This window comes from Rubrivivax rivuli, from assembly GCF_004016505.1.
Taxonomy (GTDB): domain Bacteria; phylum Pseudomonadota; class Gammaproteobacteria; order Burkholderiales; family Burkholderiaceae_C; genus Rubrivivax; species Rubrivivax rivuli.
The window spans coordinates 719,187-744,844 of sequence record NZ_SACR01000002.1 but is presented as its reverse complement, the minus strand read 5'-3'; the positions used below and the strand labels follow the sequence as shown (position 1 = coordinate 744,844).

Here is a 25,658-nt window from a genome sequence, read left to right as displayed (position 1 = left end):
CTGACGCCCCGCCCAGCATCACCCAGGTGTCGACTTGTTTGACATCGAATGTCGGGCCAGATCGCTTTCCTGTGCTCTGACAGCCACTTATCCGCGGGGCGTGCTTCTTGCTTGGGGGCGGGCGAGGTCCCCGCAGCGGACTGCCACCAAGGACAGCAATGCTTCTCTCACGGATCCGAGCCTTTGGCGTGATGGCCACGCTGGCCGGTGTGGCCCTGGTGGCCGCTGCTGCCCCGGTGACCTACGTCTACAGCGGCAACGCTTATGGCCAGTTCAGTTCGTCGTCCGGCTCAGGTACGGCCTACACCAGCGCCAACAGCTTCTCGGTGTCCGTGACCATGGCCACCGCGCTGGGCAGCAACTTCAACGGCTTCGTGACACCGGACGCCTTTGTCTTCACGGACGGCAGGCTCACACTGGCCCACGACTCCAACCCCAATGCGTTGGGGCGGAGCGCGCGGTTCAGGTTCGTGACGGACGCTGCGGGCAACATCCGCCAGTGGGACGTGGGGGTCGAGCACTTTTTCTCCGGCGGGGCCTTCCAACTGCGGCAGGTGATGGACACCGTGAACATCGAGTTTTCGCCGGGCAGCCTCACGCGCTACGACCGCAGCAGTGATGCGCTGTGCTCCGGCGCTGCGACGCTGATGACTTGCACGATGTCACCCACCGTCGTGCACACGGGTGCGGTTTTCGGCAGCCCTGGCACCTGGGCTGTCGCTGGCGTGGGTGCGCCGACGCCCAACTCCGCCGTGTCCGAGCCTTCGGGGCTCGCGCTGTGCGGCCTGGCCCTGGCTGCCCTCGGCTTCACGGCGCGCCGTCGCCAGCAGCGGCCCTGACCGTTCCGTCCTCGACCGCCAAGATCTGGTCGGCGGCGCAGCGCCCTAGCGCGTGAGCTGGCGCCGCCAGACGTAGCTGCACAGGTCCACCAGCGCCACCAGCGCCAGCATGGCCAGCAGCACGGTGGCGGTCTTGCCCATCTGGAACAGGCCCATGTGGAAGCTCAGCATCTGGCCCAGCCCGCCCGCGCCCACCACGCCCAGCACGGCGGCGGCGCGGATGTTGTTCTCCCAGCGGTAGAGCGAGTAGCTCATCAGCTGCGGCAGCACCTGCGGCAGCGTGGCGTACAGGAACACGCGCACCGGCCCCACGCCCTGCACGCGCAGGGCATCGCCCGGGCCGCTGGGCGCGTTTTCGATGGCCTCGGCGAACAGCCGCCCCAGCACGCCGGCCGTGTGCGTGGCCAGCGCCAGCGTGCCGGCAAACGGCCCCAGGCCGGCGGCGATGAGCAGCAGCGAGGCCCACACCAGCTCGGGCACCGAGCGCAGCGCGTTCAGCAGCAGGCGCACGGGGCCGCGGCCGCGCGCGGCGTCGCCGTCGTGCAGGCGGCTGGCCGGCAGCGCCAGCAGCAGGCCGGCGGCCGCCGCCAGCACCGTGCCCAGCGCCGACATGGCCAGCGTCTCCCAGGTGGCCTGCAGCACCTGCGCCAGGAAGGCCGGACTGGTGTCGGGCGGGAAGAACTCGCCCAGGAAGCGGCCCATGCTGCGCGCCGCCTCCAGGCTGAAGAACTGCGCCCACTGCAGGTTCAGGCTGGCGAAGCTGGCCACCACCAGCACCAGCAGGGCCGCGCAGAACCAGCAGGCGCGGCAGCGCGCGCTGAACAGGCTGGGGGGCACGGGGATGGGGTCGGGTGTCGCGCGCATGGCGGCCTTCATCCCAGCGCGCGGCGCAGGCCGGCGCTCACGCGGTCGGCCAGCGCCACCAGGGCCACGAAGACCGCCAGCATCGTGAACACCTCGCCGCCGTTGAACATCTTCATGGAGTTGTCCAGTTGCTGGCCCAGGCCGCCCGCACCCACGAAACCCAGCACCACCGAGCTGCGGATGGCGCACTCCCAGCGGTAGACGGTGTAGCTGGTCAGCTCGGCCGCGTTCTGCGGCAAGAGGCCGTAGAAGAAGGCCTGCAGGCGCGAACTGCCGTTGCGCAGCAGGGTTTCGGTGGCGTGGGCCTCGCCGCTTTCCAGGATCTCGCCGTACACCTTGCCCAGCATGCCGCCGTAGGTGAGCGCGATGGCCAGCACGCCCGCCGTGGGCCCCAGGCCCACCACGCGCACGAAGACCAGCGCCCACACCAGCTCGGGCACGCTGCGCAGCACGATGAGCAGCCAGCGCACGGCCTGGCGCAGCAGCGCCGGCGCGCCGGCCATGTGGCCCGACAGCGCCGACACCGACAGCACCCGCGTGGAGGCCAGCGTCAGCGGCACGGCCAGCACGAAAGCCAGCGTGAGGCCGGCCGTGGCGATGGCCACCGTGCGCCACGCCTCGCGCAGCACCATGCCCAGAAATTCAGCGCCATGGGCCGGCGGCAGGAAGGAGGCCAGGAACTGGCCCGTCACCTTCAGGTTGCTGCGCTCGAACAGCACCCAGGGCCTGAACTCGGTGGCCACCAGCATGGGCCCCAGCACCACAGCGGCAGCGCACAGCCAGAACACGCGGCCCAGCCAGGCCGGGTCGCGGCTGGGCGCGGTGGCGGTGGTGGCCAGGGCCGGGGTCATGGCGGCAGGTTCGAGGGGCCGGCGCCGCGCTCAGCGGCAGTGCATCGCCACAGGCGCGGGCGGGGCGGGGTGGATGTCGGGCACCGCGGTGTGTGGCGCATCGCCGCGCAGCTCGTGTTCGTGCTGCGCATACAGGCGCAGCAGGCGCTCGCGCGTCACCTCCGCGGCCGGCAGGTCGAAGGCGAGCGCCCCCTGCTGCAGCGCCACGATGCGCGGAAAGTGGGCCAGCGCCACGTCCACCTGGTGCAGCGTGGCCACCAGCGTCACGCCGCGGGCGCGCGCCTCGTGCACCAGGGTGTCGATGGCCTGGCGCGAGCGCGCCGGGTCCAGCGCCGAGAGCGGTTCGTCCACCAGCCACAGCCGCGCCGGCGAGAGCAGCGCGCGCGCCAGCCCCACACGCTGGCGCTCGCCGCCGGAGAGGCGGTCCACGCGTTCGAAGAGCTTGTCGGCCAGGTCGAAGCGCGCCAGCGCGGCGTGGGCGGCCGGGATGTCGGACGGGTAGAACAGCGAGCGCAGACTGGCCGCCAGCGAGAGTGCCGGCAGCCGCCCCGCCAGCACCGCCGTCACCACGCGCTGCCGCGGCGGCAGCGGCGGCACCTGCGGCGCCAGGAAGAGCTGGCCGCGCAGCGCCTGCAGCTGCCGGCGCGGCAGCCGCCAGGGGTCGGTGCCGTTCAGGGCCAGCGTGCCTGCGCTGGGCGGCAGGGCGCAGGCCAGAGCCTGCAGCAGCGTGGTCTTGCCCGCGCCCGAGGGGCCGATGACGGCCAGCACCTCGCCCGCGCCGATGTGCAAGGTGGTGGGTTGCAGGGCCGGCGCGGCACCGGCCCGCGCCGCGGGGTGGCGCGCCGCCAGGTCTTGCAGCGCGAGCGAGAGGCCGTTGCTCACCCGTTCACGCGGCTCACAGCAGCCCGGCGCTGCGGCCGGCTGCTTCCAGGCCCTTGTAGTTCTCGGCCTGGGTGGGGATGTAGCGCGTGGCGCGGTTCAGGCGCAGGATCTCCGCGCCTTCGGGCGTGGCCGGGCTCAGGTCGAGCAGCGCCTTGGTGATGCGCTGGCGCAGGTCGGCCGGCATGTCGGCGTGCACCGACCAGTTGTAGTTGAAGAAGGGCGGCGTGGTGAAGAACACGTCCACGGCCTTGGTGTCGACGCGGTTCTCGGCCACGAACTTGCGCCACACGGTGATGTCGAGCGCTGCGGCGTCCACCTTGCCGCTGACGACGCTGGCGATGGTGGCGTCGTGCGCGCCGCTGTAGGCGATGCGGCGGAAGTCCTTCTCCGGGTTGATGCCGGCGGCCAGCAGGTTGCTGCGCGGCATCAGGTGACCCGAGGTGCTGCTTTGCGAGCCGAAGCTGACCTGCTTGCCCTTCATGTCGGCCAGGCTCTTGATGCCGCTGTCGGTCTTGGCGATGAACACGCTGCGGAACTGCGTGTCTTCCTCGCGCTGCGCGATGGGGACGATCTTGCCGCCCGAACGCAGCTGCGCCTGCACGTGCGTGAAGCCGCCGAACCACACCAGGTCGACCTTCTTGTTCACCAACGCTTCCACCGCGGCGGGGTAGTCGGAGACCGGCGTGAACTCGACCTTCACGCCGAGCTGCTTCTCCAGGTACTGGGCGAGCGGCGTGAACTTGCGCACCTGCTCGGTGGCGGCTTCCTCGGGGATGGTGGTGACGCGCAGCACCTGCTGCGCCTGCGCCGCCGAGCCCCAGGCGAGCAGGGCGCCGGCCAGCAGCGAGAACAGGGAACGGCGGCGGGTGGTATGGGGCATGGGGAACTCGGTAAGTGGAAAGGGGCTCGGCGGCGAAGGGCTCACGGCGCCTGCAGCGCCCGCACTCTAGCGGCTTGCCGCTGACAGCGCACAGCTGCGAAAGCCGGCCGGCACGTCGGTACGTGCCGCGGCAAAGAAATTGCGGTAGCGCGGGTGGCGCATGCGCGGCTGCGTGCAGTGCGAGGCGCCGCGCAGCACCGGGCGGCCGTCGAACCAGGGGGCCGAGTAGTCGCGGTAAAGGTGGGGCTGGAAGCCCTCGAAAGGCTGGAAGGGGCTAGCCGTCCACTCCCACACATCGCCCCAGCGGAAGGCCTGCGGCGCACTGCAGGCGGCGCATTCCCACTCGGCCTCGGTGGGCAGGCGGCGCCCGGCCCAGCGGCACCAGGCCTCGGCCTCGTGCAGGCTCAGGTGGCAGGCGGCTTCGTGCAGGTTCAGCGGGAGCCAGCGGCCCTGGTGCCATTGCAGCCAGCCTTCGGCCGACTGGCGCAGGTAGCGCGGGGCGGCCGGTGCTCCCTGTGCACCGAGCCAGCGTGCACCGGCCTTCGTCCAGAAGCCCGGCTGCGTGTAGCCGCCGGCCTCCACGAAAGGCAGGAACTCCGCCCAGCGCACCGCCTGGCGGTCGATGGTGCAAGGCTGCAGCGCCACGGCATGGGCCGGGCGTTCGTTGTCGAACACGAAACCTGCGCCGTCCGGGCTGCCCAGCTGCCACGGGCCGCCGGGCAAGGACAGCGGCGCGGCGGGTTCGGTCAGCGGCTGCGGCAGCCAGCGGGCGTCGTCCACCGCCACACCCAGGCTTCGCGCCATGTAGAGACCGGCCTCGTGGTGCATGTCCTCGTGCAGCAGCGCGAGGCGGAAGACGTAGAGCGCGTCGTCGCTGTCGCCGGCCTCCTTCAACAGCGCCAGCGTGGCCCGCAGCTGCTGCGCCAGTTGTGCGCGTGTGCGCCCGGCATCGGGCAGCGGCAGGTGCCAGCGCGCGGCATGGGGCACGCGGCTGGAGTCGTAGAGCGCGTCATCGGCCGAGCCCGGGTGGTCTGCGGGGTCGGCCAGCGCCCCGCGCGCGCGCTGCCGGGCCGGGAATCTCTCGGTCCAGTGAGCCTGGAACCAGCCGATGTGCCCCAGTTCCCACAGCGGCGGGTTGAGCTCGGCCCGCTGCGGTACCTGAAGACCGGGCAGGGCGTGTTCGAAGGCCGCGAAAAGGCGCAGCGTGTCGGCGCGCGCGGCCTGCAGGGCCTGCGCCAGGGCTTTGGGGCCACCCTGACGGGCTTGCAGGGCCGCAGGCGCTACGCTCGCATCGTGCATCGATCATCCCTGGTCATCGTGACGCCGGCGCTGGCAGACGCCAACAACGGCAATTGGCAGACGGCGCACCGCTGGGCAGCGCTGCTGCGGCCAGCTTACCGCGTGCACCTCACCAGCCACTGGCAGGGCGGCGACGAGGCGCTGATGATCGCGCTGCATGCGCGGCGTTCGGCCGCCTCCATCGCCGCGTGGCGGTCGTCCCGGTCCCCAGCGGCGCAGCGCCCGCTGGTGGTGGTGCTGACGGGCACCGACCTCTACCGCGACATCGCCACCGACGCACCCGCCCGACAGTCGCTGGCGCTGGCCGATGCGCTGGTGGTGCTGAACGAACTCGGCGCGCGCAGCCTGCCGCCGGCGTTGCGCAGCAAGGCCCACGTGGTGCTGCAGTCGTGCAGCGCGCGCGCGCCGCAGGCCCGCACCCCGCGACACCTGCGCTGTCTGATGGTGGGCCACCTGCGCGACGAGAAGGACCCGCGCACCTACTGGCGCGCCGCACAGCGCCTGACCGGGCGCCCCGACATCCACCTCGACCACATCGGCGCCGCGCTCGACCCCGCGCTCGGCGCCGAGGCCGCGGCGCTGGCGGCGCAGCACCCGCGCTTCCGCTGGCTGGGCGGGCTGCCCCACGCCAGCGTGCGCCGGCGCATCCAGGGCGCGCACGTGCTGGTGCACAGCAGCCGCATGGAAGGCGGCGCGCACGTCGTCATCGAGGCCCTGCGCAGCGGCACGCCGGTGCTGGCCTCGCGCATCGACGGCAACGTCGGGCTGCTGGGCGAGGGCCACGAGGGTCTCTTCGATGTGGGCGATGACGCGGCCCTGGCCACCCTGCTGGCACGCGCGCGCGACGAGCCGGCTATGCTCGAAAGGCTGGCCGCCCAGGGCGCGCTGCGCGCCCCGCTGTTCACCCCCGAAGCCGAGCAGGCCGCCCTGCACCGGCTGCTGGGCTCCCTGATTGCACGCACCCCCGACGAGACGCCCCGATGACTCCCACGCCTGCTTCCACCGCCGCCACCGAGCCCCGCCTCACCTCGCTGTCGCACGGCGGTGGCTGCGGCTGCAAGATCGCGCCGGGCGTGCTCTCCGAGATCCTCAAGGGCACGGCGGCCCTGCCCATCCCGAAAGAGCTGCTGGTCGGCATCGAGACCGCGGACGACGCCGCCGTCTACCAGCTCAACGACGAGCAGGCGCTGATCGCCACCACCGACTTCTTCATGCCCATCGTCGACGACCCCTTCGACTTCGGGCGCATCGCGGCCACCAACGCCATCAGCGACGTGTACGCGATGGGCGGCAAGCCCATCCTGGCGCTGGCGCTGGTGGGCATGCCCATCAACGTGCTGTCCACGCAGACCATCGGGCGCGTGCTGGAAGGCGGCGCCGCGGTGTGCCGCACCGCGGGCATCCCCATCGCGGGCGGCCACACCATCGACAGCGTCGAGGCCATCTACGGCCTGGTGGCGCTGGGCCTGGTGCACCCGCGGCACGTCAAGCGCAACGCCGATGCGCAGCCGGGTGATGTGCTCGTGCTGGGCAAGCCGCTGGGCGTGGGCGTGATGAGCGCTGCGCTGAAGAAGGAACAGCTGGGGGCCGAGGGCTACGCGCAGATGATCGCCAGCACCACGAAGCTCAACACCCCGGGCCCTGAGCTGGCTGCGCTGCCCGGCGTGCATGCGCTGACCGACGTCACCGGCTTCGGCCTCGCCGGCCATGCGCTGGAGATGGCGCGCGGCGCGCGCTGCACGGTGGAGATCGACTGGCGCGCCACCCCGCTGCTGCCCGGCGTGCGCGCGCTGGCGGCGCGTGGCTTCGTCACCGGCGCTTCCGGGCGCAACTGGGCCGGCTACGGGCACGACGTGAGCCTGCCCGCGCCCTTCGCGGCCGAAGACCAGGCCCTGCTCACCGATCCGCAGACCAGCGGCGGCTTGCTCGTGTCTTGCAGCCCCGGCACCGTGGACGCCGTGCTGGACATCTTCCGCCGCCACGGCTTCGAGGCGGCGGCGGTGGTGGGCCGCGTGCTGCCGGCAGGGAGCCAGCCGCTGCGCGTGGTGGCCTGACGCAGGCCGGCCGGCGCCACGCCCGAACCCAGGCCCACCATGTCCGGAGGCGACTGGAAGGAGATGTTCAACGCCGCCTGCAGCGGCGACCTGGCGCTGGTGGAGTACCACGTGCACGCCGGCATCGACATCGACTACGCACACCCGGAATTCCTCTCCACGCCGCTGGTGGCCTGCATCCTGGCTGGCCAGGCGCCGGTGGCGCTCTTCCTGCTGGACCGGGGGGCCAACCCGCAGCTGTGGTCGGAGTTCGACGGCCTCACCCCCTTGCAGGCCGCGCGCCGGGCGGGCCTGGCCGAGGTTGAACGCCGCTTGCTGGCGCTGGGCGTCAAGCCGCTGCCGCCGGCGCGCCGCGTGGGGGGCTGGTGGTCCCGCCTCTGGCGCCATGCTTCCGCCTGACGCGGCCTTGACCCGCCGGCCTGCACCGAAGTGCAGTGCGGACCCAGGGCGGCTGCGTCTATGCTGGCGGCTGCGCGCACCTGCCCCCACCGCCCGACCCGAACCGTGCAGCTCGAGTACCGCACCGCCACGCCGCAAGACACCGCCGAGTGCATCCGCATCCGCGGCCTGACGCGGGAAAACGCCGTCTCTGCAGAACGCCTGGCCAGCCTGGGCATCACCCACGACGCCTGGGCCGATGACATCTGGTCGGGCGCGTTGCGCGGCTGCATCTGCATGGCGGGTGCCGAGATGGCGGGCTACTGCTTCGGTGACACCGCCACCGGCGAGATCGTCGTGCTGGCGCTGCTGCCGGCCTATGAAGGCCGCGGCATCGGCCGCGAACTGCTGGCCCGCGTGAGCGCGCAGCTGCATGCCCTCGGCCACCAGCGGCTCTTCCTGGGCTGCTCGGCCGATCCGGCCGTGCGCTCGCACGGCTTCTATCGCCACCTCGGCTGGCGCAGCACCGGTGGCGTCGACGGGCATGGCGACGAGGTGCTGGAACTCCTGCGCGCGTGAACACTCTGCTGCTGCAGCGTCACCCGCAGCCCAGGAGCTTGCACATGAGGGTTACCCGCAGGGCCATCGCGTGCACGCTGGCCGCCTTCACGGCGCTGGCCGCCGCAGCCGACGCCGCCGAGCGCGGCTTCATCCGCAAGGGCATGAAGGAGGGCGAGGTGGTGCTGCGCATCGGGCCGCCCGACCACGAGACCTTCATCCGCAACACCAGGGGCGAGCCCGAGGAGAAGGCCTGGACCTACTTCCCCGCCCCGCGCGACGCGCAGACCCTGACCATCATCACGCTGAAGGCCGGCGTGGTGCAGGGTGTGGAACGCAAGATCTCGCGGCCCTGACGGCGCCGGCCCGCCGCTTTCGCCCCGGGCTCAGCAGCGGCCCGAGCGCCGGCTGCGCGGTTGCAGCTTGTCGAGTTCGGCGAACTGCTGCTTCAGCAGCAGCATCAGCGTGCGCGCATGGTCCACCGGCAGCCGCAGGCAACTGGTGGGCGCGCCGTCGTCCTGGGCCTTGCGGGCCAGCACGAGGGCGTCGACGTTCACTTCGATCAGGCCCTTGTCGTGCCTCAGCGATTTCAGGCGTTGCACTTCGATGTCGTACGGTTTCAAGCGGGGCTCCCGGGCTGCGTGCCGGCGAGGATTGTCGGGCCGGCGCTGCGCGGCCGGCCGAAGTGAGCGGCGGGTGGCCGCGCACCCCGCACTCGGGTGGTCACGCGGGTTGCACCGCGGCTGCGCGCGGCCCTAGCATGCCGGCAGCCTTCACCCGGGATGCCCCATGCTGAAAACCGCCCTGCTTTCCATCGCCCTGGCCGCGGCCAGCCTCGTGCCGAGCGCCCATGCCGCCACGGCCTGGGATGAAGCCGTCTCGGGCGATCTGTCCAACGTCGGCCTCACGCCCAACGGCGTCAGCATGACGGCCGGCTCGAACTTTGTCGTCGGCACCACGGGGCGCAGCGTGCAGGGCATCGTCGACCGCGACTACTTCACCTTCACGATCGCCGCCGGCTTCCAGCTCGACGCGCTGCTGGTGCTGCCCGGTTCCACCTTCCTGGGCCCCGAGAGCATCTCCTTCATCGCCTTCCAGGCCGGCCCGCAGTTCACCGTCAGCCCCACCAGCAACAGCCCCGAAGGCCTGCTCGGCTACTGGCTCTACGGCCCCAACGACCTCGGCCTGGACATCCTGCAGCAGATGGGCTCCAGCCCGGGCGCGGTGGGTTTCTTCGGCGCGTTGCCGGCCGGCACCTACAGCGTGTGGATCCAGGAAACCGGCACGGGCGTGGCCAACTACAACTTCGACTTCCAGGTTTCGCAGGTGCCCGAGCCTGGCACCGCGCTCTTCATGGCCGCGGGCCTGGCGGCACTGGGCTGGCGCGCGCGCAAGCGCTGAGCCCTGCGGTTTTCCCCGCTGTCGGGGCGGGCCGCACCGGTTTAAGTTCCGCCCGCCGCGCGCCGTGCCCGCGCGGAACACGGGCCCGTCATGCCGCTTGCCGCACCGGCTTCAGGTCAGCTGCCAAAGATCCAGCAACACGCGCGCCGCTTCGCGCCGCCCGCTGGCAATGGCCATGGTGCGGTTCAGGTGCAGCCACGCCGTCGCGCCGGTGGTGAAGCGCACGCAGGTGCGGAAGAAGTAGTCGGCCGGGTCCACCGCCTCGCCCTGCGCCAGGCGCTCCATCACCGCAGGCGGGCCGTGCCGCAGACCGGTGCTGCGCACCTCCACCAGGCCGCCATCGGCGGCCGCCCGCAGCACGTAGTGTGCGTCGATCTCCAGCGTGCCATCGGCGTGCTGCCATTGCCAGTCGATGCCCCCGGCCACGACCTCGCCCGTGAAGCCCGGGCCCTCGACCCGGCCCCCGAGCAGCGGCACGCAGCGCCGCTGGCCGCCCGGCGCGGCGCCCAGCGCCTGCAGCGCGCCAACCTCGCAGGAGACGCGGCACATCGGCACGAGGCCCGGGGCGGGGATGAAGATCTCGGGGGCAAGGGCGCTGTTCATGGGCCGACGATAGGGCCGCAGGCACGGCACGCCTGTCGACCGAAAGAGCGACAGGGGGGCCGCGCGTGCAAGCCTGGGCGCTGAACGACGCCTCCACCGCCCGTGCCCAGGCGGCGGTGGCCCGGGCCATCGGGGCCATCGGCCGCGCGCCTTTCGCCGCCGAGGCGCTGAGCGGGTTGCACGCCGCCTTCGGCGCGGCTTCCTGGTCGGTCTACCGCCTGCGGCGCGATGCGCCGCCCACGCTGCACCTCTCGGCCAGCCGTGGCGTGCCCGACACCACCGCCGCCTGTTTCTCGATCTACCGCGACGAAGGCCTGTACCGCGGCGACAGCAGCTTCCAGGCGGTGCAGGCGCTGCCCCAGCCAGGCGCCGCCGTGATGCTGCGCATGCGTGCCGAGGAAGCACCCAGCGCCGACCACCGCGACGCCATCTACCGCCGCCACGGCATCAGCGAGCGCCTGTCGGTGGCCTGCCTCGAAGACGGCGGCGCGCTGCTCGCGGTCAACCTGTACTGCCATGCGCCGGCCCAGGGTTTCGCGGCGGGCACGGTGGAAGGGTTCGGCCTGACCGCGGCCACCTTGCTGGCTGCGGTGCGGCGCCATCTGGACGACGAAGCAGCGCTGGCCTTGCCACCCCCGCGGCGCGAGCGCCTGCGCCAGCGGTGCGCGCAACTCACCGAGCGCGAACTCGACGTGCTCGAAGCCCTGCTCGACGGCCTGACCTACGACGGCATCGCTGCCCGGCTCGGCCTGAGCGTGGCCACCGTCAAGACCTACCGCGCCCGTGCCTTCGAGCGCCTGGGTCTGCACTTCAGGAGCCAGCTCTTCGCGGCCTTCGTGCCGCCCGGGGCCTGAGCGACGGCAGCGCCTGTCAGCCTCTTGGTGGACAGCCGCAGGGCCGGCGGCGTTCGACACTGCGGCCCCCAACGCTGTGCTGGAGCCTGCCGTGCCCGACCGCCGCCTCGTCCTCTCGTCCTTGTGCCTGCCTGTGGTGCTGAGCCTGTCCTCGCCGGCGTGGTCGCAGGCAGCCGCCTATCCCGACCGGGCCCCGCGCCTGGTGGTGGGCTTCCCGCCCGGGACCGGGCCCGACGTGGTGGCGCGCACCGTCGGCCAGCGCCTGGGTGAACTGCTCAAGCAGTCGGTGGTGATCGACAACCGCGCTGGCGCGGGGGGCCAGATCGCGGCGCAGGCCGTGGCCAAGAGCGCAGCCGATGGCTACACCTTGCTGCTGGGCGAGGTGGGTTCCATCGCCATCGCACCGGCGGCCTACGGCAAGCTGCCCTACCAGCCGGCGCGTGAACTCGCGCCCATCGCCGAACTGGTGCGCTCCGACTTCGTGCTGGTGGTGCCGCCGGCCTCGCCCGCGCGCGACCTGAAGGGCCTGCTCGACAGCGCGCGTGCGGCGCCTGCAGGCGTCAACTTCGCCACCTTCGGCGCGGGCACGCCGGGGCACTTCGGTGCCGTGGTGCTGGCCGAGCAGGCCGGCTTCAAGGTGGAGCCGGTCCACTACCGCGCCACGGGCGACGCGCTCACGGCGCTGATCGCGGGCGACGTGCAGGCCGCCTTCGTCTCCACGGCGCTGGCGGTGCCGCAGATCAAGGCCGGCAAGCTGCGCGCCCTGGCCACCACCGCCGGCACGCGGGCGCCCCAACTGCCCGAGGTGCCGACGTTCGCCGAGGCAGGCTGGCCGCGCATCGACTTCACGGCCTGGTTCATGCTCTTTGCGCCGGCCGACGCGCCGCCGGCCGTGCTGGACACCCTGAGCCGCCAGGCGGTGGCCGCCATGCAGACGCCGGAACTTCGCCAGAAGCTGCAGGACGCGGGCTTCACGCTCGTGGGCGGCGGCCGGGCCGAGGCCGAGAAGCGGGTGCGCAGCGAAACCGAGCGCTGGGCCGCCATCGTCAAGGCCACGGGTTTCAAGGGCGACTGAGCGGCGCCACGCGGCGCGGGCGGGCGCCGCCACCCACCCCCTTGAACCCGGGGTTGGCGCCGGCGACTCCCCTTCATTTGCGTGTTGGGCTCGAAAGTTCGCGCTGTTGCTGCTACCGTCATCGGCACGGTTTCTTGTGCTTTCCGTGCACTCTTCAACGCTTCGGCGGGCGAGGTGCGGGCCGGGCACGCAGCAAGCCCATCGTTTGTGCGGCCGCTGGCCCCCCGAGGCCCGCCGCTGCGCTTTTCAGCAGTTGCTCGCGGGCCTGGCGCCCGGTATGTGGAGGGGTCGAGATGAAGGTTTCTGGACAACGGGTCTTCAAGGCACTGGTGGTGGCCGTGGCAGCCGCCGCGGCCGTGGGCGCGCACGCGGCCGGCGCGAAGGGCGCCGCCACCACGGCCAGTGCCAAGGCCCAGCATTGGTCGGCCTCCACGGGCACCGTGGGGTTGCGCTGGAACCGCGATCTGGCCGGTGACATCGGCCTCGTGCTGGGCACCGCGCAAGCGCGCCAGGGCGCCATCGGCGTCGACGACCACGAGTTCTTCGATCTGCAGCCTTCGGCCACGCTCGACTTCAACGTGCGCAGCGGCAACCTCGACAGCTTCGTCGGGGGCGAACTGCGCGCGCTGGGCGGCTACAGCATCCAGTCGAAGGCCGCCGGCACCATCGACCTGACGAACTTCCGCCTCGTGCCGCGCGTCGGCGCCAAGGTGCCCACGCTCGACGTCGTGGGGGCCGACGGCAAGGCCTGGTTCTACCTCGATCGCGTGATGTACGAGCTGATCGACGGCAACCAGCGCCTGGCGCTGCGCACCATGGATCTGCGCATCTCGCCCGAGCTGGCGCAGCGCATCGGCCACCCCGAGGTGGCCGACTGGGCGATCGCCGACATGGTGGTGACGGCCAACGTGCTGCGCCAGGGCCCGCTGCCGCAGCCGGTGCTCGGCAGCACCAAGTGGCACGGCAACCCGGTGCCGGGCGTGCCGGGCCAGACCTACCAGGCCGACCTGTTCATGACCACCTTCAGCATGCAGTACTCGCGCTGCAACGGCTGCACGGGTGCCGGCGGCAACGGCCTGACGGTGTTCACGCCCTCTTCCACGCTGCGCAACAGCCTGAACAACGGCACCTTCGTGGCCACCGTGCCGGGCGACCCGCTGGGCACCAGCACGGCGCTCTACGCCGCCGACATTCCGTGGTACGAGAAGTTCACCGGTCCCTTCCCGCCCTACGGCAACGACCAGCACCCCTACCTGATCTGGAACATGTACCGCTACAACGCGGACGGCAGCATCGACCAGATCGGCCGCTCGGGCGTGAAGCACGCCTTCCTCACGCTGAACACCAACTGCCTGCAGAACCCCGGCGACAGCCACATCCTGGGCCTGGGCTGTGCCGACGTCTACAGCGTGGGCAACAACGACAGCAACAACTCGCTGGGCCCGCGCAGCGAGATCATCCCGTCGAACAACGCCTGGGGCCGCTGCGGCTCGATCTACGACACCAACTGCGACGGCTTCGCCAACGCCACGCCCAACGGCGCCTACGACCAGCGCCTGACGGTGCGTGAATCGCAGTTCAGCGGCCCGGCTCACAGCGGCGCCACCTTCCGCTTCGAGAGCTGGTACCTGGCGCGCCAGGACATCAACATCCTCAACTCCATGGGCACGGTGCGCACGACCTTCTCGCGTCCGTCGACGGTCTGGGTGGTGGGCGGCAACGACCAGTACCGCCTCGGGCCGGCCATCGACCGCTGGGTCGACCCCGCCGCGCCGGGTGCCAACGCCAGCTCGACGATGGTGACCACGGCCGAGGGCAGCGTGAAGGTGGCGATGAAGGCCATCAGCCTGGGCGGTGGCCTGTGGCGCTACCACTACGCGGTGATGAACCTCGACTTCTCGCGCCCGCAGACCGAAGGGGCCGAGCCCAACCTGCGCGTGCTGCGCAACCTGGGCTTCGACAACTTCACGGTCCCGGTGGGCGCCAACACCGTCACCGACCTGGTCTTCAGCGACGGTGACCTCGATGCCGTCAACGACTGGGTGCCTGCCATCCGCGACGGCCGCCTCACCTGGACGGCGGCCTCGCGCGGCAACGCGCTGAACTGGGGCACGATGTTCCGCTTCTCCTTCACCACGAACGTGGCCCCGAGCAGCAGCGCGGTGACCCTGCACGTGGCCGCCGACAACACGCGTGAGGTGCTGCGTGCCAGCGGCGTGCTGGCCCCGGCACCGCTGCAGCGGCCAGCGGCCACGGCCTCGCGTTGACCGGCAGGCGCCTTTGCGGCGCCTGCCCACAGAGCCTGACTGAAGGAACAGCGCCGGTCCGAGACCGGCGCTGCCGTTTCAGGCGCGCGGTTTGCGCGCCTTCTTCGAGGCGGCCTCGCGTGCTGCCTTCTTGGCGCTGCGAGCCGCCTCGCGTTCGGCGGTGGCGGCCAGCCACACGGCCTGGTCTTGCGGTGTCTCCAGCGTCACCCGGCCGATGGCGGCGCTGCGGAAGTCGTTGAGCACCGCCTCGGCGGCCTTGTGCAGGTGCGGCACGCTGCCGGCCCCCAGGTAGCCGCGGTGCCGGGCGATGCGTTCCAGCACCAGCTCCGAAGGCTGTGCCGCCAGTTCGGCCACGGCCTCGGGCGTGGCCGCCAGCTTGTAGCGCGCGCCCAGGGCCGCTGCGTAGCCGGCCTGCAGGCGTTCGATCAATCCCAGCGCCACCTCTTCTTCGTCGTAGGCGTTGCGGCCCACGGCGCCGCTGGCGGCCAGCAGGATGCCGTGCTCGGGCACGGTGATGCGCGGCCACAGCAGGCCGGGCGTGTCGTAGAGCGTCACGTCGCTGGCCAGCGCGATGGCCTGCTCGGTCTTGGTGATGCCGGCTTCGTCGCCGGTCTTCGTGGCCTTGCGCTTGGCCAAGGTGTTGATCAGCGTGCTCTTGCCGACGTTGGGCACGCCGCAGATCAGCACGCGCAGCGGCTTGACCATGCCGCCGCGCAGCGGCGCCAGCGCGCGGCAGGCCTGCACCAGGCGCGCCGCGGGCGCGGCTTCGCTCGCGTCCAGGCCATAGGCGTGGGTCTCGGGCAGGGCGTTGTAGTGCGCCAGCCAGGCCTCGGTGCGCGCCGGGTCGGCCAGGTCCTGCTTGTTGAGGATCTTCAGCGCCGGCTTGCCCGCCGTGAGCTCGGCCAGCAGCGGGTTCAGGCTGGCGGCGGGCAGGCGCGCGTCGAGCAGTTCGATGACGACGTCGATGCCGGCCTTGAAACGTTCCACCATCGCCTTGCGCGTGGCGTGCATGTGGCCGGGGAACCATTGGATGGCCATGTCAGGGCGGGCGGGGAAACATCGGCCGATGCTACCCAGGTCGCGCGCGGGGCCGGCCGGGCATGCCTTAGGCTCGCTGCATGGTCCACCCTCGTTCGCTTGTCACTCTCGGCCGCCGCTGGCTGCAGCTGTTCGCCGGCCTGGCCTTGCTGCTGGCGCTGCCGCTGCACGCGCAGACGCTCAGCATCGGCGTCGACACGCCCCTGGCCGCCGTGCTGGCCGACGCCGCACCCGCCTTCACCGCCACGCGCCCGGGCGTGAAGATCGTGCTGAAGGCCGCGCCCGCCGCGCAGCTGCTGGACGAGCTGGCGCGCGGCGCCCCGCTCGACCTGCTGGTGGGCATCGAACGCGAAACCGCCGCGCTGGGCGAGCAGCGCCGGTTGCTGCGGCCCGAGGCCCGCGCCGCTTTCGCCAGCAACCGGCTCGTGCTGGTGGTGCCCGCCGGCGTGGCCACGGTGCAGCGCCTGTCGGACCTGGCGCTGCCCGCCGTGCAGCGCGTGGGCCTGGGCCGCAGCAGCAGCCTGCCGCTGGGTCGCCATGGGCGCGAGGCGCTCAACGCGCAGCGGCTGTGGCCCGCGGTGCAGCGCAAGGTGATGCAGGCCGACGACAGCGCCGCGCTGCTGGCGCTGGTGAAGGAAGGCGCCGTCGACGCCGCCTTCGTGTACGAGACCGATGCCCTGGCCGCTGGTGCAGCGCTGCGCGTGGTGCAGGTGCTGCCCACGCCCGAGCCTCTGCGCCATGGCGCGCACCTCAGCACGGCCAGCCGGCAGGCCGAACTGGCGGCGGCTTTCGCCGCCTGGCTGCGCAGCGACGCCGCCCGCGCTCTGCTGCAGGCGCGCGGCTTCGGCCCCCCCTGAAACCGCGCGCCTGCGCCCCGCGCAGGCACCCCCTCCACCCCGGGTGCGCCCGCAGCAGCAAGGCGCGGTCTTTTGCGCACAATGCGCCGCTTCAACGCTCACCGCCCCACCCGGGCCCACCGCATGAAGCTGCAACGCTCCACCCTGGCCCTGTTGGCCACCGCCGGCACCCTGGCCCTGCTGTCGCCTGCCACCCAGGCCCAGACCCTGAGCTACCCTGCCACGCGCACCGTCGAGCAGGTCGACACCTACCACGGCACCCGCGTGCCCGACCCCTACCGCTGGCTGGAAGACGACAACAGCGCCGACACCAAGGCCTGGGTGCAGGCGCAGAACGCGGTGACGGAGAAGTTCTTCGCCGGCGTGCCGCAGCGATTGCCCACGCGCCAGCTGTACACCACGCTCTTCAACTACGAGCGATATGGCGTGCCCTTCGAGGAGGGCGGCCGCTACTTCTGGACGCGCAACGACGGCTTGCAGCAGCAGGCCGTGCTGTACACCGCCACCGCGCTGAACGCCAAGCCCACGGTGGCGCTGGACCCCAACACGCTCAGCAAGGACGGCACCGTGGCCCTCACCGGCGTGGTGCCCAGCCGCGACGGCAAGTTGCTGGCCTACGGCGTGGCCAAGGCCGGTTCCGACTGGCAGACCTGGCGCGTGCGCGACCTGGCCACCGGCCAGGACCTGCCCGACCTCATCGACTGGGTGAAGTTCAGCAGCGCCACCTGGACGCCCGACGGCAAGGGCTTCTTCTACGGCCGCTACGAAGCGCCCAAGCCCGGCGAAGCGCTCAGCGGCGTCAACCTCTTCCAGAAGCTGTACTACCACCGCCTGGGCACGCCGCAGTCGGCCGACGTGCTCGTCATCGACAACCCGCGCGAGGGCAAGTGGGGTTTCGGGGCCAGCGTCAGCGACGACGGTCGCATGCTGATGATCACCGTCAGCAACGGCACCGGGCGGCGCAACGGCCTGATGTTCCTGCCGCTGAAGGACGGCGCCTACGTCGGCGGCACGCCGCAGCCGCTGACCCTGGCCTTCGACGCGCAGTACGTGCCGCTGCACCTGAACGGCGAGCGCCTCGTGCTGCGCAGCGACCGCGGCGCGCCCAACGGCGCGCTGCTCAGCGTGCAGCTGCCCGCCCCGGGCGCCGAGCCCGTCTGGCAGACCCTGGTGCCGGAGGCCCGCGACGCGCTGGTGGGCGCCAGCGCCGTGGGCGGCCGCTACATCCTGCGCTACCTGCGCGACGCCTCCACGCTGGTGCGCCTGCACCGGCCTGACGGCAGCGTCGACCGTGAACTGCCGCTGCCCGGCGTGGGCACGGCCGGCGGCTTCGGCGGCCGCTGGGACGACAGCGAAACCTTCTTCAGCTACACCAGCCTGGTGACGCCCGCCGACGTGATGCGCCTGGACATGAAGAGCGGCCAGACCTCGGTCTTCCAGCGCCCGAAGACCGCCTTCGACCCCGAGCAGTACGAGACGCGCCGCGCCTTCGTCACCAGCAAGGACGGCACCAAGTTCCCCATCTTCATCGGCCACAGGAAGGGCCTGAAGCTCGACGGCAGCAACCCCACGCTGCTCTACGGCTACGGCGGCTTCAACGTGCCCACCACGCCGGGCTACAACGTGACGGCTGCGGCCTGGATGCAGATGGGCGGCGTGTACGTCACGGCCGCCATCCGTGGCGGCGGCGAGTACGGCCGCGCCTGGCACGAGGCTGGCACCAAGCTGAAGAAGCAGAACGTCTTCGACGACTTCATCGCCGCGGGCGAATGGCTGGTGGCGCAGAAGATCACCACCCCCGCCAAGCTGGCCATCAACGGCGGCAGCAACGGCGGCCTGCTGGTGGGCGCGGTGCTCAACCAGCGACCCGAGCTCTTCGGCGCCGCGGTGCCGGCGGTGGGCGTGATGGACATGCTGCGTTTCCACAAGTTCACCATCGGCTGGGCCTGGATCAGCGACTACGGCTCGTCCGACGACGCCGAGCAGTTCAAGGCGCTGCTGGCCTACTCGCCGCTGCACAACATCCAGGCCGGCAAGAAGTACCCGCCGGTGCTGGTGCTGACGGCCGACCACGACGACCGCGTCGTGCCGGCGCACAGCTTCAAGTACGCCGCCGCGCTGCAGGCCGCCAACACCGGGCCGGCGCCCAAGCTGATCCGCATCGAAACCAACGCCGGCCACGGCGCGGGCAAGCCCACCAGCAAGATCATCGAAGAGCGCGCCGACATGCTGGCTTTCCTGGCCCACACCTTCGGCATGAAGGTCGCGCCTTCGGCACCTTGAGCGAAACGGGCCGGGCCGGCACCTCCAGCCGGAGCCGGCCCTGGCGGCGCGTGTTGGCCGGCCCACCCCGCGCCATGGAGAAAACCATTTGCCGGTGTCGCGATCAACACGGGCATCGATTCACGCGAATTCACGAATTGCGGTTTTGCCAGAGGCGCCGTGCAGTAATTCACTGAATCTGCAAATTGCATGTCTTTGCGCGCGAAGATGTGCAATTTGACGCAAGGCGAAAACGCTGCGGTGTAGCGCCCTGGCATCGACGGCAAATCAACGGCCTGTCGAAGGGTTTGACAGTTCTGGCGAGCGATCCCCTGGGGGAAAGCAACTCATTGATATCAATCAATGAGTTAGAAGTGATGGCCTGGGTTTTGCTAATGGCGGGCTAATTCAGCGTCACTCTCTTTTTCAGTTTTTCGCCGGAGGCCCCCTTGATCTCACGTCCCTACTTTGCCGCTGCTCTTTCGACCTTGACCTTGCTGTGCGCAGGCACGGCGGTCGCAGCACCTGTGCTCGATCAGCGCCAGGAAGCCTTCGGCATCGGCATTCCCTTTGGCTTCAGCACCTCCGGCAACAACCTGCCCGTGGGGCAGAGCTTCACCGCCGGGCTCACCGGCCGGCTCACGTCCATCCAGCTGTTCTCCAACGGCACCAGCGACCTGAACGGTCTCAGCAACACGGTGACGATGTCGGTGCGCGCCGGTGCCACCCGTTCAAGCACGGCGCTGGGCACGGCCACCTACACGGGCCACGTCACCTGCACGGCGACGTGCTGGTTCTCCTTCGATTTCTCCAGCCAGGCGGTGGATCTGGTCGGCGGCAACGCCTACCACTTCGACATCACCAGCGTCACCGGCCCGGGCGCCTTCGGCTCGCGCGGCATCGTCGGTACCAGCATCAGCACCTACGCGGGTGGCCGCGTGCTGCCCATGCCCGGCTACGGGTCGCCGGACTGGGATCTGACCTTCAGGACCTATGTCGACACCAGCATCACCAGCAACGTGCCCGAACCCGGCACCCTGGCCCTGGCCGGCTTGGCCCTCCTGGCCGCCGCAGGGCTGCGCCGCAAGGTCTGAAGCGACGGCCGGGCGCGGCCGCTCTTTCTCTCGGTCCCTGCGGGTCCTGCGGGGCACTGCCGCGCACCACATGCAGCGCAGGGCGGGCTTTGCGGTCCAATCAGGTCCATGCAAAACGAAGCCGCACGCATGGATGACCGCATCGAGGCCCGCCTTACCGAACTGGAGATCAAGGCCAGCTACAGCGAAGACCTGCTCGACCGCCTGAACGAGGTGGTGGTGCGCCAGCAGGCGCAGATCGAGGCGCTGCAGCGCGCCTTGTCGGCGCTGCATGAGCAGGTGCTGGCCGCGCCGCAGCAGCCGGCCTTCCGCAGCCTGCGCGACGAGCTGCCGCCGCACTACTGAAACGAAAACGGCCCCGGGGCGCGCTGCCCTGGGGCCGTTGCCTTTTGGGCGGCTGGGGTTTACTTCGCCGCCAGTGCTTCCTTCAGCCCGGCCGCGAACTCGGCGCCATGGCGCACCTGTGCGGTGCTGGGCTTGAGCGTGCTGCCGATGGGCTCGGCACGGCCGCCCAGGCATTGCGCCAAGAAGTTCTCGGTCACCGCGTTGAAGGCGATGTTGTTCACCGGCCGCGCGAAGCCGTGGCCTTCGTCGGGGAAGACGATGTAGGTCACGGGGATCTTGCGCGCCTTCATGGCGTCGACGATCTGGTCGCTCTCGGCCACGTTCACGCGCGGGTCGTTGGCGCCCTGGCCGATGAGCAGCGGCCGCTCGATGTTGGCCGCGAAGTTCAGCGGCGAACGCTCCTTCAGCAGCGCCTGGCCCTCGGGCGTGCCAGGGTCGCCCATGCGGCGGTAGAGCTGCTTCTTGAAGGCTTCCCAATACGGCGGGATGGTGCCCAGCAGCGTGAACAGGTTGCTCGGGCCGACGATGTCGACACCGCAGGCGAACTCCTTGGGCGTGAAGGCCAGGCCGGCCAGCGTGGCATAGCCGCCGTAGCTGCCGCCCATGATGGCCACCTTGTCCTTCTGCGCCACGCCGCGCTGCACGGCCCACTGCACGGCGTCGAGCAGGTCGTCGTGCATCTTGCGGCCCCACTGCAGGTCGCCGGCATTCACGAAGCTCTTCCCGAAGCCCGTGCTGCCGCGGAAGTTCACGCTCAGCACCGCGTAGCCGCGGTTGGCCAGCCACTGGTGGTAGGCGTCGTAGCCGTACGTGTCGCGCGCCCATGGGCCGCCGTGCACCATCAGCACCATGGGCACGGGCTGGCGCGGCTTGCCTTGCGCGTCGGGCTGGGCCTGGGCGGGCACCGTGAGGTAGCTCACCAGCGTGAGCCCGTCGCGCGACTTGATCTCGTGCGCCTGCATCGGCACCAGCGGCGCGCCCACCAGTTCGGGGCGGCTCACGTACAGCGGGCTGAGCTTGCGCGCCTTGCGGTCGTACACGTGCACGGCGGCCGGTGCGGTGACGGTGTCCACCGCCACCAGCCACTTGTCGTCGGCCTCGGTGCGCGAGGTGATGCTGAACTGGCCCTTGGTCTCGCGCACCAGGAACTCGAGGTCGGCCTTCAGCGCCGGGTCCAGCGCCACGGGCTCGCTCTTCAGGTAGTTGACGGCGTAGCCCTGCACGCGGCCGGTCTGCGGGTCGAAGAGGCCGTCGGTGATGTCGGCGCGGCGGTCTTGCGCCACCACCGTCATCTGGCCGCTGGCCACGTCTTGCGCCATCAGCGCAGCGGTGTCGCGGCCGCGGGCGTCCACCCAGTACAGCGTCTTGCCGTCGGCGGTGTAGCCCAGCGGCGCGGTGGTCTGGCTGTCTTCCAGGCCCACGCTGATCATCGGCGTGGCTTCCACCTTGTTGTCGCTGACGCGGAAGTAGTCGCTGCCGCCGGCCGCGTTCGGCCGGCTGGCCAGGCGCAGGTTCAGGTCGCGGTCGGCGCGAAAGCCGCCATAGCCCTCGTTCTTCAGCACCAGCGTCAGTTCGCCGGTGGCCAGGTTCAGGCTGTGCACGTCGTGGAAACGCGGGTCGCGGTTGTTCAGGCCCACGAGGATGCGGTCGCGCACCTTGGGGCTGATGCCGATGACCTGCACCACGGTCTTGTCGAAGGGCGTGTAGCTCTTCTGCGTGCCGGTGGCCACGTCCACGCCGTAGAGGCGGAAGTTCTCGTCACCGCCCTGGTCGTTGACGTAGAGCAGGGTCTTGGAATCGGGCGACCAGAAGCTGCTGCGGATGGGCCGCACGCGTTCGTTGGTGAGCGCTCGGGCCTGCTCGGGCTTGTCCAGCGGCGCCACCCAGAGGTTGAGCACGCCGTCGCGAGGCGCCACCCAGCTCAGCCAGCGGCCGTCGGGGCTCAGGCGCCCGCCGGCCTTGGTGGGGTTGCCGAAGAACTTGGCGCGCTCGATCAGCGGCACCTGGGCGCCCGTGGCAGCCTGGGCCAGGGCGCTCTGCATGTGCAGGGGCAGGGCGGCGGCGATCAGCAGCGCCGGCAGGGAACGTGGGGTCATGCGGTCTCCGTGTGACGCGAAATGCGCCTGAAGGTGTCTCGGAAACCACGATTCTGCGTCGCACGGCCGGCTTCGTGCGCCCCGCGCGACAGGCTGCCTCAGGGCCGGATGGACGGGCCGCCGGGTGCTTCAGTGGAACTTGCCGCCCTTGCCTGGCGCCTTGCCTGTTGCCTTGCCGCCAGCTTTGCCCGTGAAACGCTTGGGCGGCGTGGGCTCGGCTTCCGGCGCCGGGGCGGCGCCGCGCGCGCTGGCCTGCGCGGCCAGGGCCGCGCCGCTGACGCCGGCGAAGAGCGCGGCGGCGCGCACCTTGATCTCCAGCAGCTCGCTGGCGCTCACCGAGTACTGGCCGGTGACGGTGTTGACCTCGATGCGGAACTCGACGTCCTTGCCGTTGTTCGACAGCGTGCCGCAGGTGAACTCGTAGTCTTCGCTCTCGAAGGGCAGACCCTGGGTGTCGATGTCGTAATCCTCGTACTCGATGCGGCCGATCTCGCCGCTGGCGAGGTTCAGCAGGCCGGTGGAGGTGATGACCTCGTCGGTCAGTTCATCGGCGATCGAGATCGGCACTTTCAGATCCACGGGCAGTCCTTGCGATTTCAGAGCGCGCATTCTGGGGCCTCGCGCCCGTGGGCCCTGGAGGGCTGCGCTTAAAGTGCCTGCATGAAGCCGCGTCTGCGCCTGCGCACCCTCACCCGCGGCGATGGCCTGCTCGGCAGCCGCGCTGTCACGGGCTTCGGGCCGCGCGGTGCGCAGCTGACGGTGGCGCAGGTGCACTACACCTATCCCGCGGCGGGCGCAGCGCCTGGCGACGAGCCTTTCGCCGTGCCCGCCCCGCGCAGCGTGCTGCAGCCGCGGCCCTGGCCCGTGCCACCGGGCCGCGACCTTGCCGCCGAAGCCACCGCGGCCGACCAGCTGTGGGCCAGTGCCTTGCGCCCGCTGCCTGATTTCGCGCCCCAGTGGCGCGCGCCCGAGGCCGCCGCCGGCCTGGACGACCTGTGGACCCTGCGCGAAGAAGGCCACTGGCCCGATTTCTGGGCCGACGAGGTGCCGCGCCTGCAGGCCCTGGGCTGGCAGGTGCTGGTGATGCCGGGGTTCGCCCACTTCAGCGTGCCCGTGCAGCGCTGGCACCTGGGCCTGCAGCCGCTGGCCGAGGCCGGGCTGGAGCCCGCCGTGGTGGCCGCGCTGCCCACCGATGGCGGTGTCGCGGGCCTGCTGCCGCTGCAAGGCCCGCGCGGGGTGGGGCAGGGCGTGGGCCAGGAAGGCGGCTGGCGCATGGCGCTGGGCGTGGAGGTGGAAGGCGAGGTGCTCGACCTCGCGCCCATGCTGGCCGCGCTGCTGCGCCGCGACCGTCGCTGGCTGCAGGCCGATGAACTGGCCGCGATGGACGATGCGATGACGGTGACGCTGCGCGCGCCCGGCGGCAGGCGCATCGAGGCACCGGTGGGGCCGCTCAAGCGCATCGTGACGGCGCTGCTCGACCTGCTGCTCACGCTGCCGGCCGAAGACAGCGCCGAGAAAGCCGCGCAGCGCCTTTCGGCCTGGGAAGCGGCGCAGGTGCAGGCGCTGCAAGAGTCTCTGGCCGACACCATGGGCGCCCGTGCAGGGGCGCAGACCTGGCAGCTGCAGGGCGATGCCGGCCTGGCCACGCTGGTGGCGCGCCTGCGTGATGCCGGCGCGCCGCCCGCCGTGCCAGCACCGGCCGGCCTGGCCACCCCGATGCGGCCCTACCAGCAGCACGGCCTGGCCTGGCTGCAATACCTGCGGGCGCAGGGGCTGGCGGGCATCCTGGCCGACGACATGGGCCTGGGCAAGACGCTGCAGGTGCTGGCCCACGTGCTGGCCGAGAAAGAGGCCGGCCGCCTCACCGCGCCGGCCTTGGTGGTGCTGCCCACCTCGCTGCTGGCCAACTGGCAGGCCGAGGCCGCGCGCCACGCGCCGGGCCTGCGCGTGGCGCTGCTGCACGGGCCGGGACGCGAGGCGGTGCTCGCACCGCCCGCCGATCAAGGTGACGTCACGCCGGCCCCGGCCTTCGACCTCGTGCTCACCACCTACGCCCTCGTCTGGCGCGACATCGACACGCTCGCCGCGCGCGACTGGCACCTGCTCGTGCTCGACGAAGCCCAGCAGGCCAAGAACGCTGGCAGCCGCGCCGCGCGCGCGCTGCGCCAGTTGCGCGCACGCCACCGCCTGTGCGTGACCGGCACGCCGCTGGAAAACCACCTTGGCGAGCTGTGGGCGCATTTCGATCTGCTGATGCCGGGCTTCCTGGGCGACACGCGCAGCTTCACGCGCCTGTGGCGCAAGCCCATCGAGGTGAACGGCGAAACCGCGCGCGCCGAGCTGCTGGCGCGGCGCCTGCGCCCCTTCATCCTGCGCCGGCGCAAGGAAGACGTGGCGCCCGAGCTGCCACCGCTGACCGAAGTGCTGCGCCGCGTGCCGCTGGAAGGCGCGCAGCGCACGCTTTACGAGACCGTGCGCATCGCGGTGGACGAGCAGGTGCGGCGCGTTCTCGAACGCCAGGGCCTGGCGCGCGGGCAGATCGAGGTGCTGGACGCGCTGCTCAAGCTGCGCCAGGTGTGCAACCACCCGCGCCTTCTGAAGACGCCGGGTGCCGCTGGCGTGCCCAGCGCCAAGCTCGCGCTGCTGATGCAGATGCTCCCGGCGCTCATCGCCGAGGGCCGCCAGGTGCTGGTGTTCAGCCAGTTCACCGAGATGCTGGCGCTGGTGGCCGAGGCCCTGGCCGCTCTGCCTGCGGCCGAGCGCCTGCCCTGGCTGCAGCTGACAGGCGACACGCCCGCCGCGCAGCGTGGCAAGGTGGTGAGCGCCTTCCAGGCCGGCGAAGCGCCGCTGCTGCTGCTGAGCCTGAAGGCCGGCGGCGTGGGCCTGAACCTCACGGCTGCCGACACCGTGATCCACCTCGACCCCTGGTGGAACCCGGCGGTGCAGGCCCAGGCCACGGCGCGCGCGCACCGCATCGGCCAGCACCGGCCGGTGTTCGCCTACCAGCTGGTGGCCGAAGGCAGCATCGAAGAACGCCTGCTCGCGCTGCAGGCGCGCAAGGCCGCGCTGGCCGAAGGCGTGCTGGGGCAGGACGCAGCCTTCGCGCCGAAGTTCGGTGAAGACGACCTGCGGGGCTTGCTGGCGCCCTTGCGGTAGAACCG

At 71.5% G+C, this 25,658-nt stretch carries 25 protein-coding genes; 15 read left to right on the top strand and 10 right to left on the bottom strand.

The features are described 5' to 3' along the window. The first annotated feature begins 158 nt into the window (after nucleotides 1-158). On the top strand, nucleotides 159-839 hold the full coding sequence (locus EOE66_RS07890) for a hypothetical protein (RefSeq protein WP_128228103.1): 681 nt from the start codon (nucleotides 159-161) through the stop codon (nucleotides 837-839). 45 nt (nucleotides 840-884) lie between these two features. Here the strand turns inward: EOE66_RS07890 and phnE are convergent, their stop codons facing one another. The 5 genes from phnE to senA form a co-directional block, all read right to left on the bottom strand. Continuing rightward, nucleotides 885-1,703: a phosphonate ABC transporter, permease protein PhnE gene (gene phnE, locus EOE66_RS07885; protein ID WP_128228102.1), complete on the bottom strand. Its 819-nt coding sequence runs from the start codon at nucleotides 1,701-1,703 to the stop codon at nucleotides 885-887. Nucleotides 1,704-1,711: 8 nt separating this feature from the next. Then, a complete protein-coding gene (locus EOE66_RS07880) occupies nucleotides 1,712-2,554 on the bottom strand; it encodes a PhnE/PtxC family ABC transporter permease (protein ID WP_128228101.1) in 843 nt (280 codons plus the stop codon). A gap of 30 nt (nucleotides 2,555-2,584) precedes the next feature. Next, nucleotides 2,585-3,436, bottom strand: coding sequence for a phosphonate ABC transporter ATP-binding protein (locus tag EOE66_RS07875; protein WP_128228100.1), 852 nt, complete (start codon nucleotides 3,434-3,436; stop codon nucleotides 2,585-2,587). Nucleotides 3,437-3,449: 13 nt separating this feature from the next. Then, complete coding sequence (locus EOE66_RS07870; protein WP_128228099.1) at nucleotides 3,450-4,316, bottom strand: putative selenate ABC transporter substrate-binding protein; 867 nt, start codon at nucleotides 4,314-4,316, stop codon at nucleotides 3,450-3,452. 66 nt (nucleotides 4,317-4,382) lie between these two features. Further along, complete coding sequence (senA, locus tag EOE66_RS07865) at nucleotides 4,383-5,615, bottom strand: selenoneine synthase SenA (RefSeq protein ID WP_245478951.1); 1,233 nt, start codon at nucleotides 5,613-5,615, stop codon at nucleotides 4,383-4,385. Between senA and senB the strand changes: the two genes are divergently transcribed. From senB to EOE66_RS07840, 5 genes are all read left to right on the top strand, one after another. After that, entirely contained in the window at nucleotides 5,610-6,599 is a 990-nt protein-coding gene (gene senB / locus EOE66_RS07860; protein ID WP_245478950.1) for a selenoneine biosynthesis selenosugar synthase SenB, read from the top strand. The genes senA and senB overlap by 6 nt on opposite strands. Continuing rightward, the gene (gene selD / locus EOE66_RS07855) at nucleotides 6,596-7,669 is read left to right on the top strand and encodes a selenide, water dikinase SelD (protein WP_128228096.1); all 1,074 of its coding nucleotides are present in this window, start codon (nucleotides 6,596-6,598) and stop codon (nucleotides 7,667-7,669) included. The genes senB and selD overlap by 4 nt, the downstream gene beginning before the upstream one ends. A 39-nt stretch (nucleotides 7,670-7,708) precedes the next feature. Further along, complete coding sequence (locus EOE66_RS07850; protein ID WP_128228095.1) at nucleotides 7,709-8,068, top strand: ankyrin repeat domain-containing protein; 360 nt, start codon at nucleotides 7,709-7,711, stop codon at nucleotides 8,066-8,068. Nucleotides 8,069-8,173: 105 nt separating this feature from the next. Beyond that, the gene (locus EOE66_RS07845; protein ID WP_128228094.1) at nucleotides 8,174-8,626 is read left to right on the top strand and encodes a GNAT family N-acetyltransferase; all 453 of its coding nucleotides are present in this window, start codon (nucleotides 8,174-8,176) and stop codon (nucleotides 8,624-8,626) included. 44 nt (nucleotides 8,627-8,670) lie between these two features. Continuing rightward, nucleotides 8,671-8,961: a hypothetical protein gene (locus EOE66_RS07840; RefSeq protein WP_128228093.1), complete on the top strand. Its 291-nt coding sequence runs from the start codon at nucleotides 8,671-8,673 to the stop codon at nucleotides 8,959-8,961. A gap of 30 nt (nucleotides 8,962-8,991) precedes the next feature. Here EOE66_RS07840 and EOE66_RS07835 read toward each other — a convergent pair whose 3' ends face one another. Then, nucleotides 8,992-9,228 carry a hypothetical protein gene (locus tag EOE66_RS07835; protein WP_128228092.1) on the bottom strand — a complete coding sequence of 79 codons (237 nt, stop codon included), beginning with the start codon at nucleotides 9,226-9,228 and terminating at the stop codon, nucleotides 8,992-8,994. A 166-nt stretch (nucleotides 9,229-9,394) separates the two neighbouring features. Here EOE66_RS07835 and EOE66_RS07830 point away from each other — a divergent pair, with 166 nt between their 5' ends. Beyond that, nucleotides 9,395-10,006: a PEP-CTERM sorting domain-containing protein gene (locus tag EOE66_RS07830; RefSeq protein ID WP_128228091.1), complete on the top strand. Its 612-nt coding sequence runs from the start codon at nucleotides 9,395-9,397 to the stop codon at nucleotides 10,004-10,006. A gap of 111 nt (nucleotides 10,007-10,117) precedes the next feature. Here the strand turns inward: EOE66_RS07830 and EOE66_RS07825 are convergent, their stop codons facing one another. Beyond that, complete coding sequence (locus EOE66_RS07825) at nucleotides 10,118-10,609, bottom strand: DUF3237 domain-containing protein (protein WP_128228090.1); 492 nt, start codon at nucleotides 10,607-10,609, stop codon at nucleotides 10,118-10,120. A gap of 65 nt (nucleotides 10,610-10,674) precedes the next feature. Here EOE66_RS07825 and EOE66_RS07820 point away from each other — a divergent pair, with 65 nt between their 5' ends. The 3 genes from EOE66_RS07820 (at nucleotide 10,675) to EOE66_RS07810 (ending at nucleotide 14,805) form a co-directional block, all read left to right on the top strand. Further along, entirely contained in the window at nucleotides 10,675-11,463 is a 789-nt protein-coding gene (locus EOE66_RS07820; RefSeq protein WP_128228089.1) for a LuxR C-terminal-related transcriptional regulator, read from the top strand. 91 nt (nucleotides 11,464-11,554) lie between these two features. After that, a complete protein-coding gene (locus tag EOE66_RS07815; protein ID WP_245478949.1) occupies nucleotides 11,555-12,538 on the top strand; it encodes a Bug family tripartite tricarboxylate transporter substrate binding protein in 984 nt (327 codons plus the stop codon). 293 nt (nucleotides 12,539-12,831) lie between these two features. Continuing rightward, nucleotides 12,832-14,805: a hypothetical protein gene (locus tag EOE66_RS07810; protein WP_128228088.1), complete on the top strand. Its 1,974-nt coding sequence runs from the start codon at nucleotides 12,832-12,834 to the stop codon at nucleotides 14,803-14,805. A gap of 78 nt (nucleotides 14,806-14,883) precedes the next feature. Here EOE66_RS07810 and ylqF read toward each other — a convergent pair whose 3' ends face one another. Continuing rightward, a complete protein-coding gene (gene ylqF, locus EOE66_RS07805) occupies nucleotides 14,884-15,843 on the bottom strand; it encodes a ribosome biogenesis GTPase YlqF (RefSeq protein WP_128228087.1) in 960 nt (319 codons plus the stop codon). Between the two features lie 80 nt (nucleotides 15,844-15,923). Here ylqF and modA point away from each other — a divergent pair, with 80 nt between their 5' ends. The 4 genes from modA (at nucleotide 15,924) to EOE66_RS07785 (ending at nucleotide 20,401) form a co-directional block, all read left to right on the top strand. Next, entirely contained in the window at nucleotides 15,924-16,700 is a 777-nt protein-coding gene (gene modA / locus EOE66_RS07800; protein ID WP_128228086.1) for a molybdate ABC transporter substrate-binding protein, read from the top strand. A gap of 123 nt (nucleotides 16,701-16,823) precedes the next feature. Continuing rightward, nucleotides 16,824-18,983 carry a prolyl oligopeptidase family serine peptidase gene (locus EOE66_RS07795; protein ID WP_128228085.1) on the top strand — a complete coding sequence of 720 codons (2,160 nt, stop codon included), beginning with the start codon at nucleotides 16,824-16,826 and terminating at the stop codon, nucleotides 18,981-18,983. Between the two features lie 428 nt (nucleotides 18,984-19,411). Then, a complete protein-coding gene (locus EOE66_RS07790) occupies nucleotides 19,412-20,056 on the top strand; it encodes a PEP-CTERM sorting domain-containing protein (protein ID WP_128228084.1) in 645 nt (214 codons plus the stop codon). Nucleotides 20,057-20,185: 129 nt separating this feature from the next. Next, nucleotides 20,186-20,401: a SlyX family protein gene (locus EOE66_RS07785; RefSeq protein WP_128228083.1), complete on the top strand. Its 216-nt coding sequence runs from the start codon at nucleotides 20,186-20,188 to the stop codon at nucleotides 20,399-20,401. 59 nt (nucleotides 20,402-20,460) lie between these two features. On the opposite strand, the gene EOE66_RS07780 is transcribed toward EOE66_RS07785, so the two are convergent. Together EOE66_RS07780 and EOE66_RS07775 are read right to left on the bottom strand one after the other, a co-directional pair. Next, nucleotides 20,461-22,497, bottom strand: a complete 2,037-nt coding sequence (locus EOE66_RS07780) for a S9 family peptidase (RefSeq protein ID WP_128228082.1) — start codon at nucleotides 22,495-22,497, stop codon at nucleotides 20,461-20,463. A gap of 129 nt (nucleotides 22,498-22,626) precedes the next feature. Then, entirely contained in the window at nucleotides 22,627-23,076 is a 450-nt protein-coding gene (locus tag EOE66_RS07775) for a hypothetical protein (RefSeq protein ID WP_245478948.1), read from the bottom strand. 81 nt (nucleotides 23,077-23,157) lie between these two features. On the opposite strand from EOE66_RS07775, the gene EOE66_RS07770 reads away from it, so the two are divergent. After that, nucleotides 23,158-25,653: a DEAD/DEAH box helicase gene (locus tag EOE66_RS07770; protein ID WP_128228081.1), complete on the top strand. Its 2,496-nt coding sequence runs from the start codon at nucleotides 23,158-23,160 to the stop codon at nucleotides 25,651-25,653. The last annotated feature ends 5 nt before the right edge of the window (nucleotides 25,654-25,658 follow it).

Coding starts and splice junctions, on each gene's coding strand:
- EOE66_RS07890 (WP_128228103.1), top strand. CDS start 159: ATGCTTCTCTCACGGATCCGAGCCTTTGGCGTGATGGCCACGCTGGCC.
- phnE (WP_128228102.1), bottom strand. CDS start 1,703: ATGCGCGCGACACCCGACCCCATCCCCGTGCCCCCCAGCCTGTTCAGC.
- EOE66_RS07880 (WP_128228101.1), bottom strand. CDS start 2,554: ATGACCCCGGCCCTGGCCACCACCGCCACCGCGCCCAGCCGCGACCCG.
- EOE66_RS07870 (WP_128228099.1), bottom strand. CDS start 4,316: ATGCCCCATACCACCCGCCGCCGTTCCCTGTTCTCGCTGCTGGCCGGC.
- senA (WP_245478951.1), bottom strand. CDS start 5,615: ATGCACGATGCGAGCGTAGCGCCTGCGGCCCTGCAAGCCCGTCAGGGT.
- selD (WP_128228096.1), top strand. CDS start 6,596: ATGACTCCCACGCCTGCTTCCACCGCCGCCACCGAGCCCCGCCTCACC.
- EOE66_RS07850 (WP_128228095.1), top strand. CDS start 7,709: ATGTCCGGAGGCGACTGGAAGGAGATGTTCAACGCCGCCTGCAGCGGC.
- EOE66_RS07840 (WP_128228093.1), top strand. CDS start 8,671: ATGAGGGTTACCCGCAGGGCCATCGCGTGCACGCTGGCCGCCTTCACG.
- EOE66_RS07830 (WP_128228091.1), top strand. CDS start 9,395: ATGCTGAAAACCGCCCTGCTTTCCATCGCCCTGGCCGCGGCCAGCCTC.
- EOE66_RS07825 (WP_128228090.1), bottom strand. CDS start 10,609: ATGAACAGCGCCCTTGCCCCCGAGATCTTCATCCCCGCCCCGGGCCTC.
- EOE66_RS07810 (WP_128228088.1), top strand. CDS start 12,832: ATGAAGGTTTCTGGACAACGGGTCTTCAAGGCACTGGTGGTGGCCGTG.
- ylqF (WP_128228087.1), bottom strand. CDS start 15,843: ATGGCCATCCAATGGTTCCCCGGCCACATGCACGCCACGCGCAAGGCG.
- modA (WP_128228086.1), top strand. CDS start 15,924: ATGGTCCACCCTCGTTCGCTTGTCACTCTCGGCCGCCGCTGGCTGCAG.
- EOE66_RS07795 (WP_128228085.1), top strand. CDS start 16,824: ATGAAGCTGCAACGCTCCACCCTGGCCCTGTTGGCCACCGCCGGCACC.
- EOE66_RS07785 (WP_128228083.1), top strand. CDS start 20,186: ATGGATGACCGCATCGAGGCCCGCCTTACCGAACTGGAGATCAAGGCC.
- EOE66_RS07780 (WP_128228082.1), bottom strand. CDS start 22,497: ATGACCCCACGTTCCCTGCCGGCGCTGCTGATCGCCGCCGCCCTGCCC.
- EOE66_RS07770 (WP_128228081.1), top strand. CDS start 23,158: ATGAAGCCGCGTCTGCGCCTGCGCACCCTCACCCGCGGCGATGGCCTG.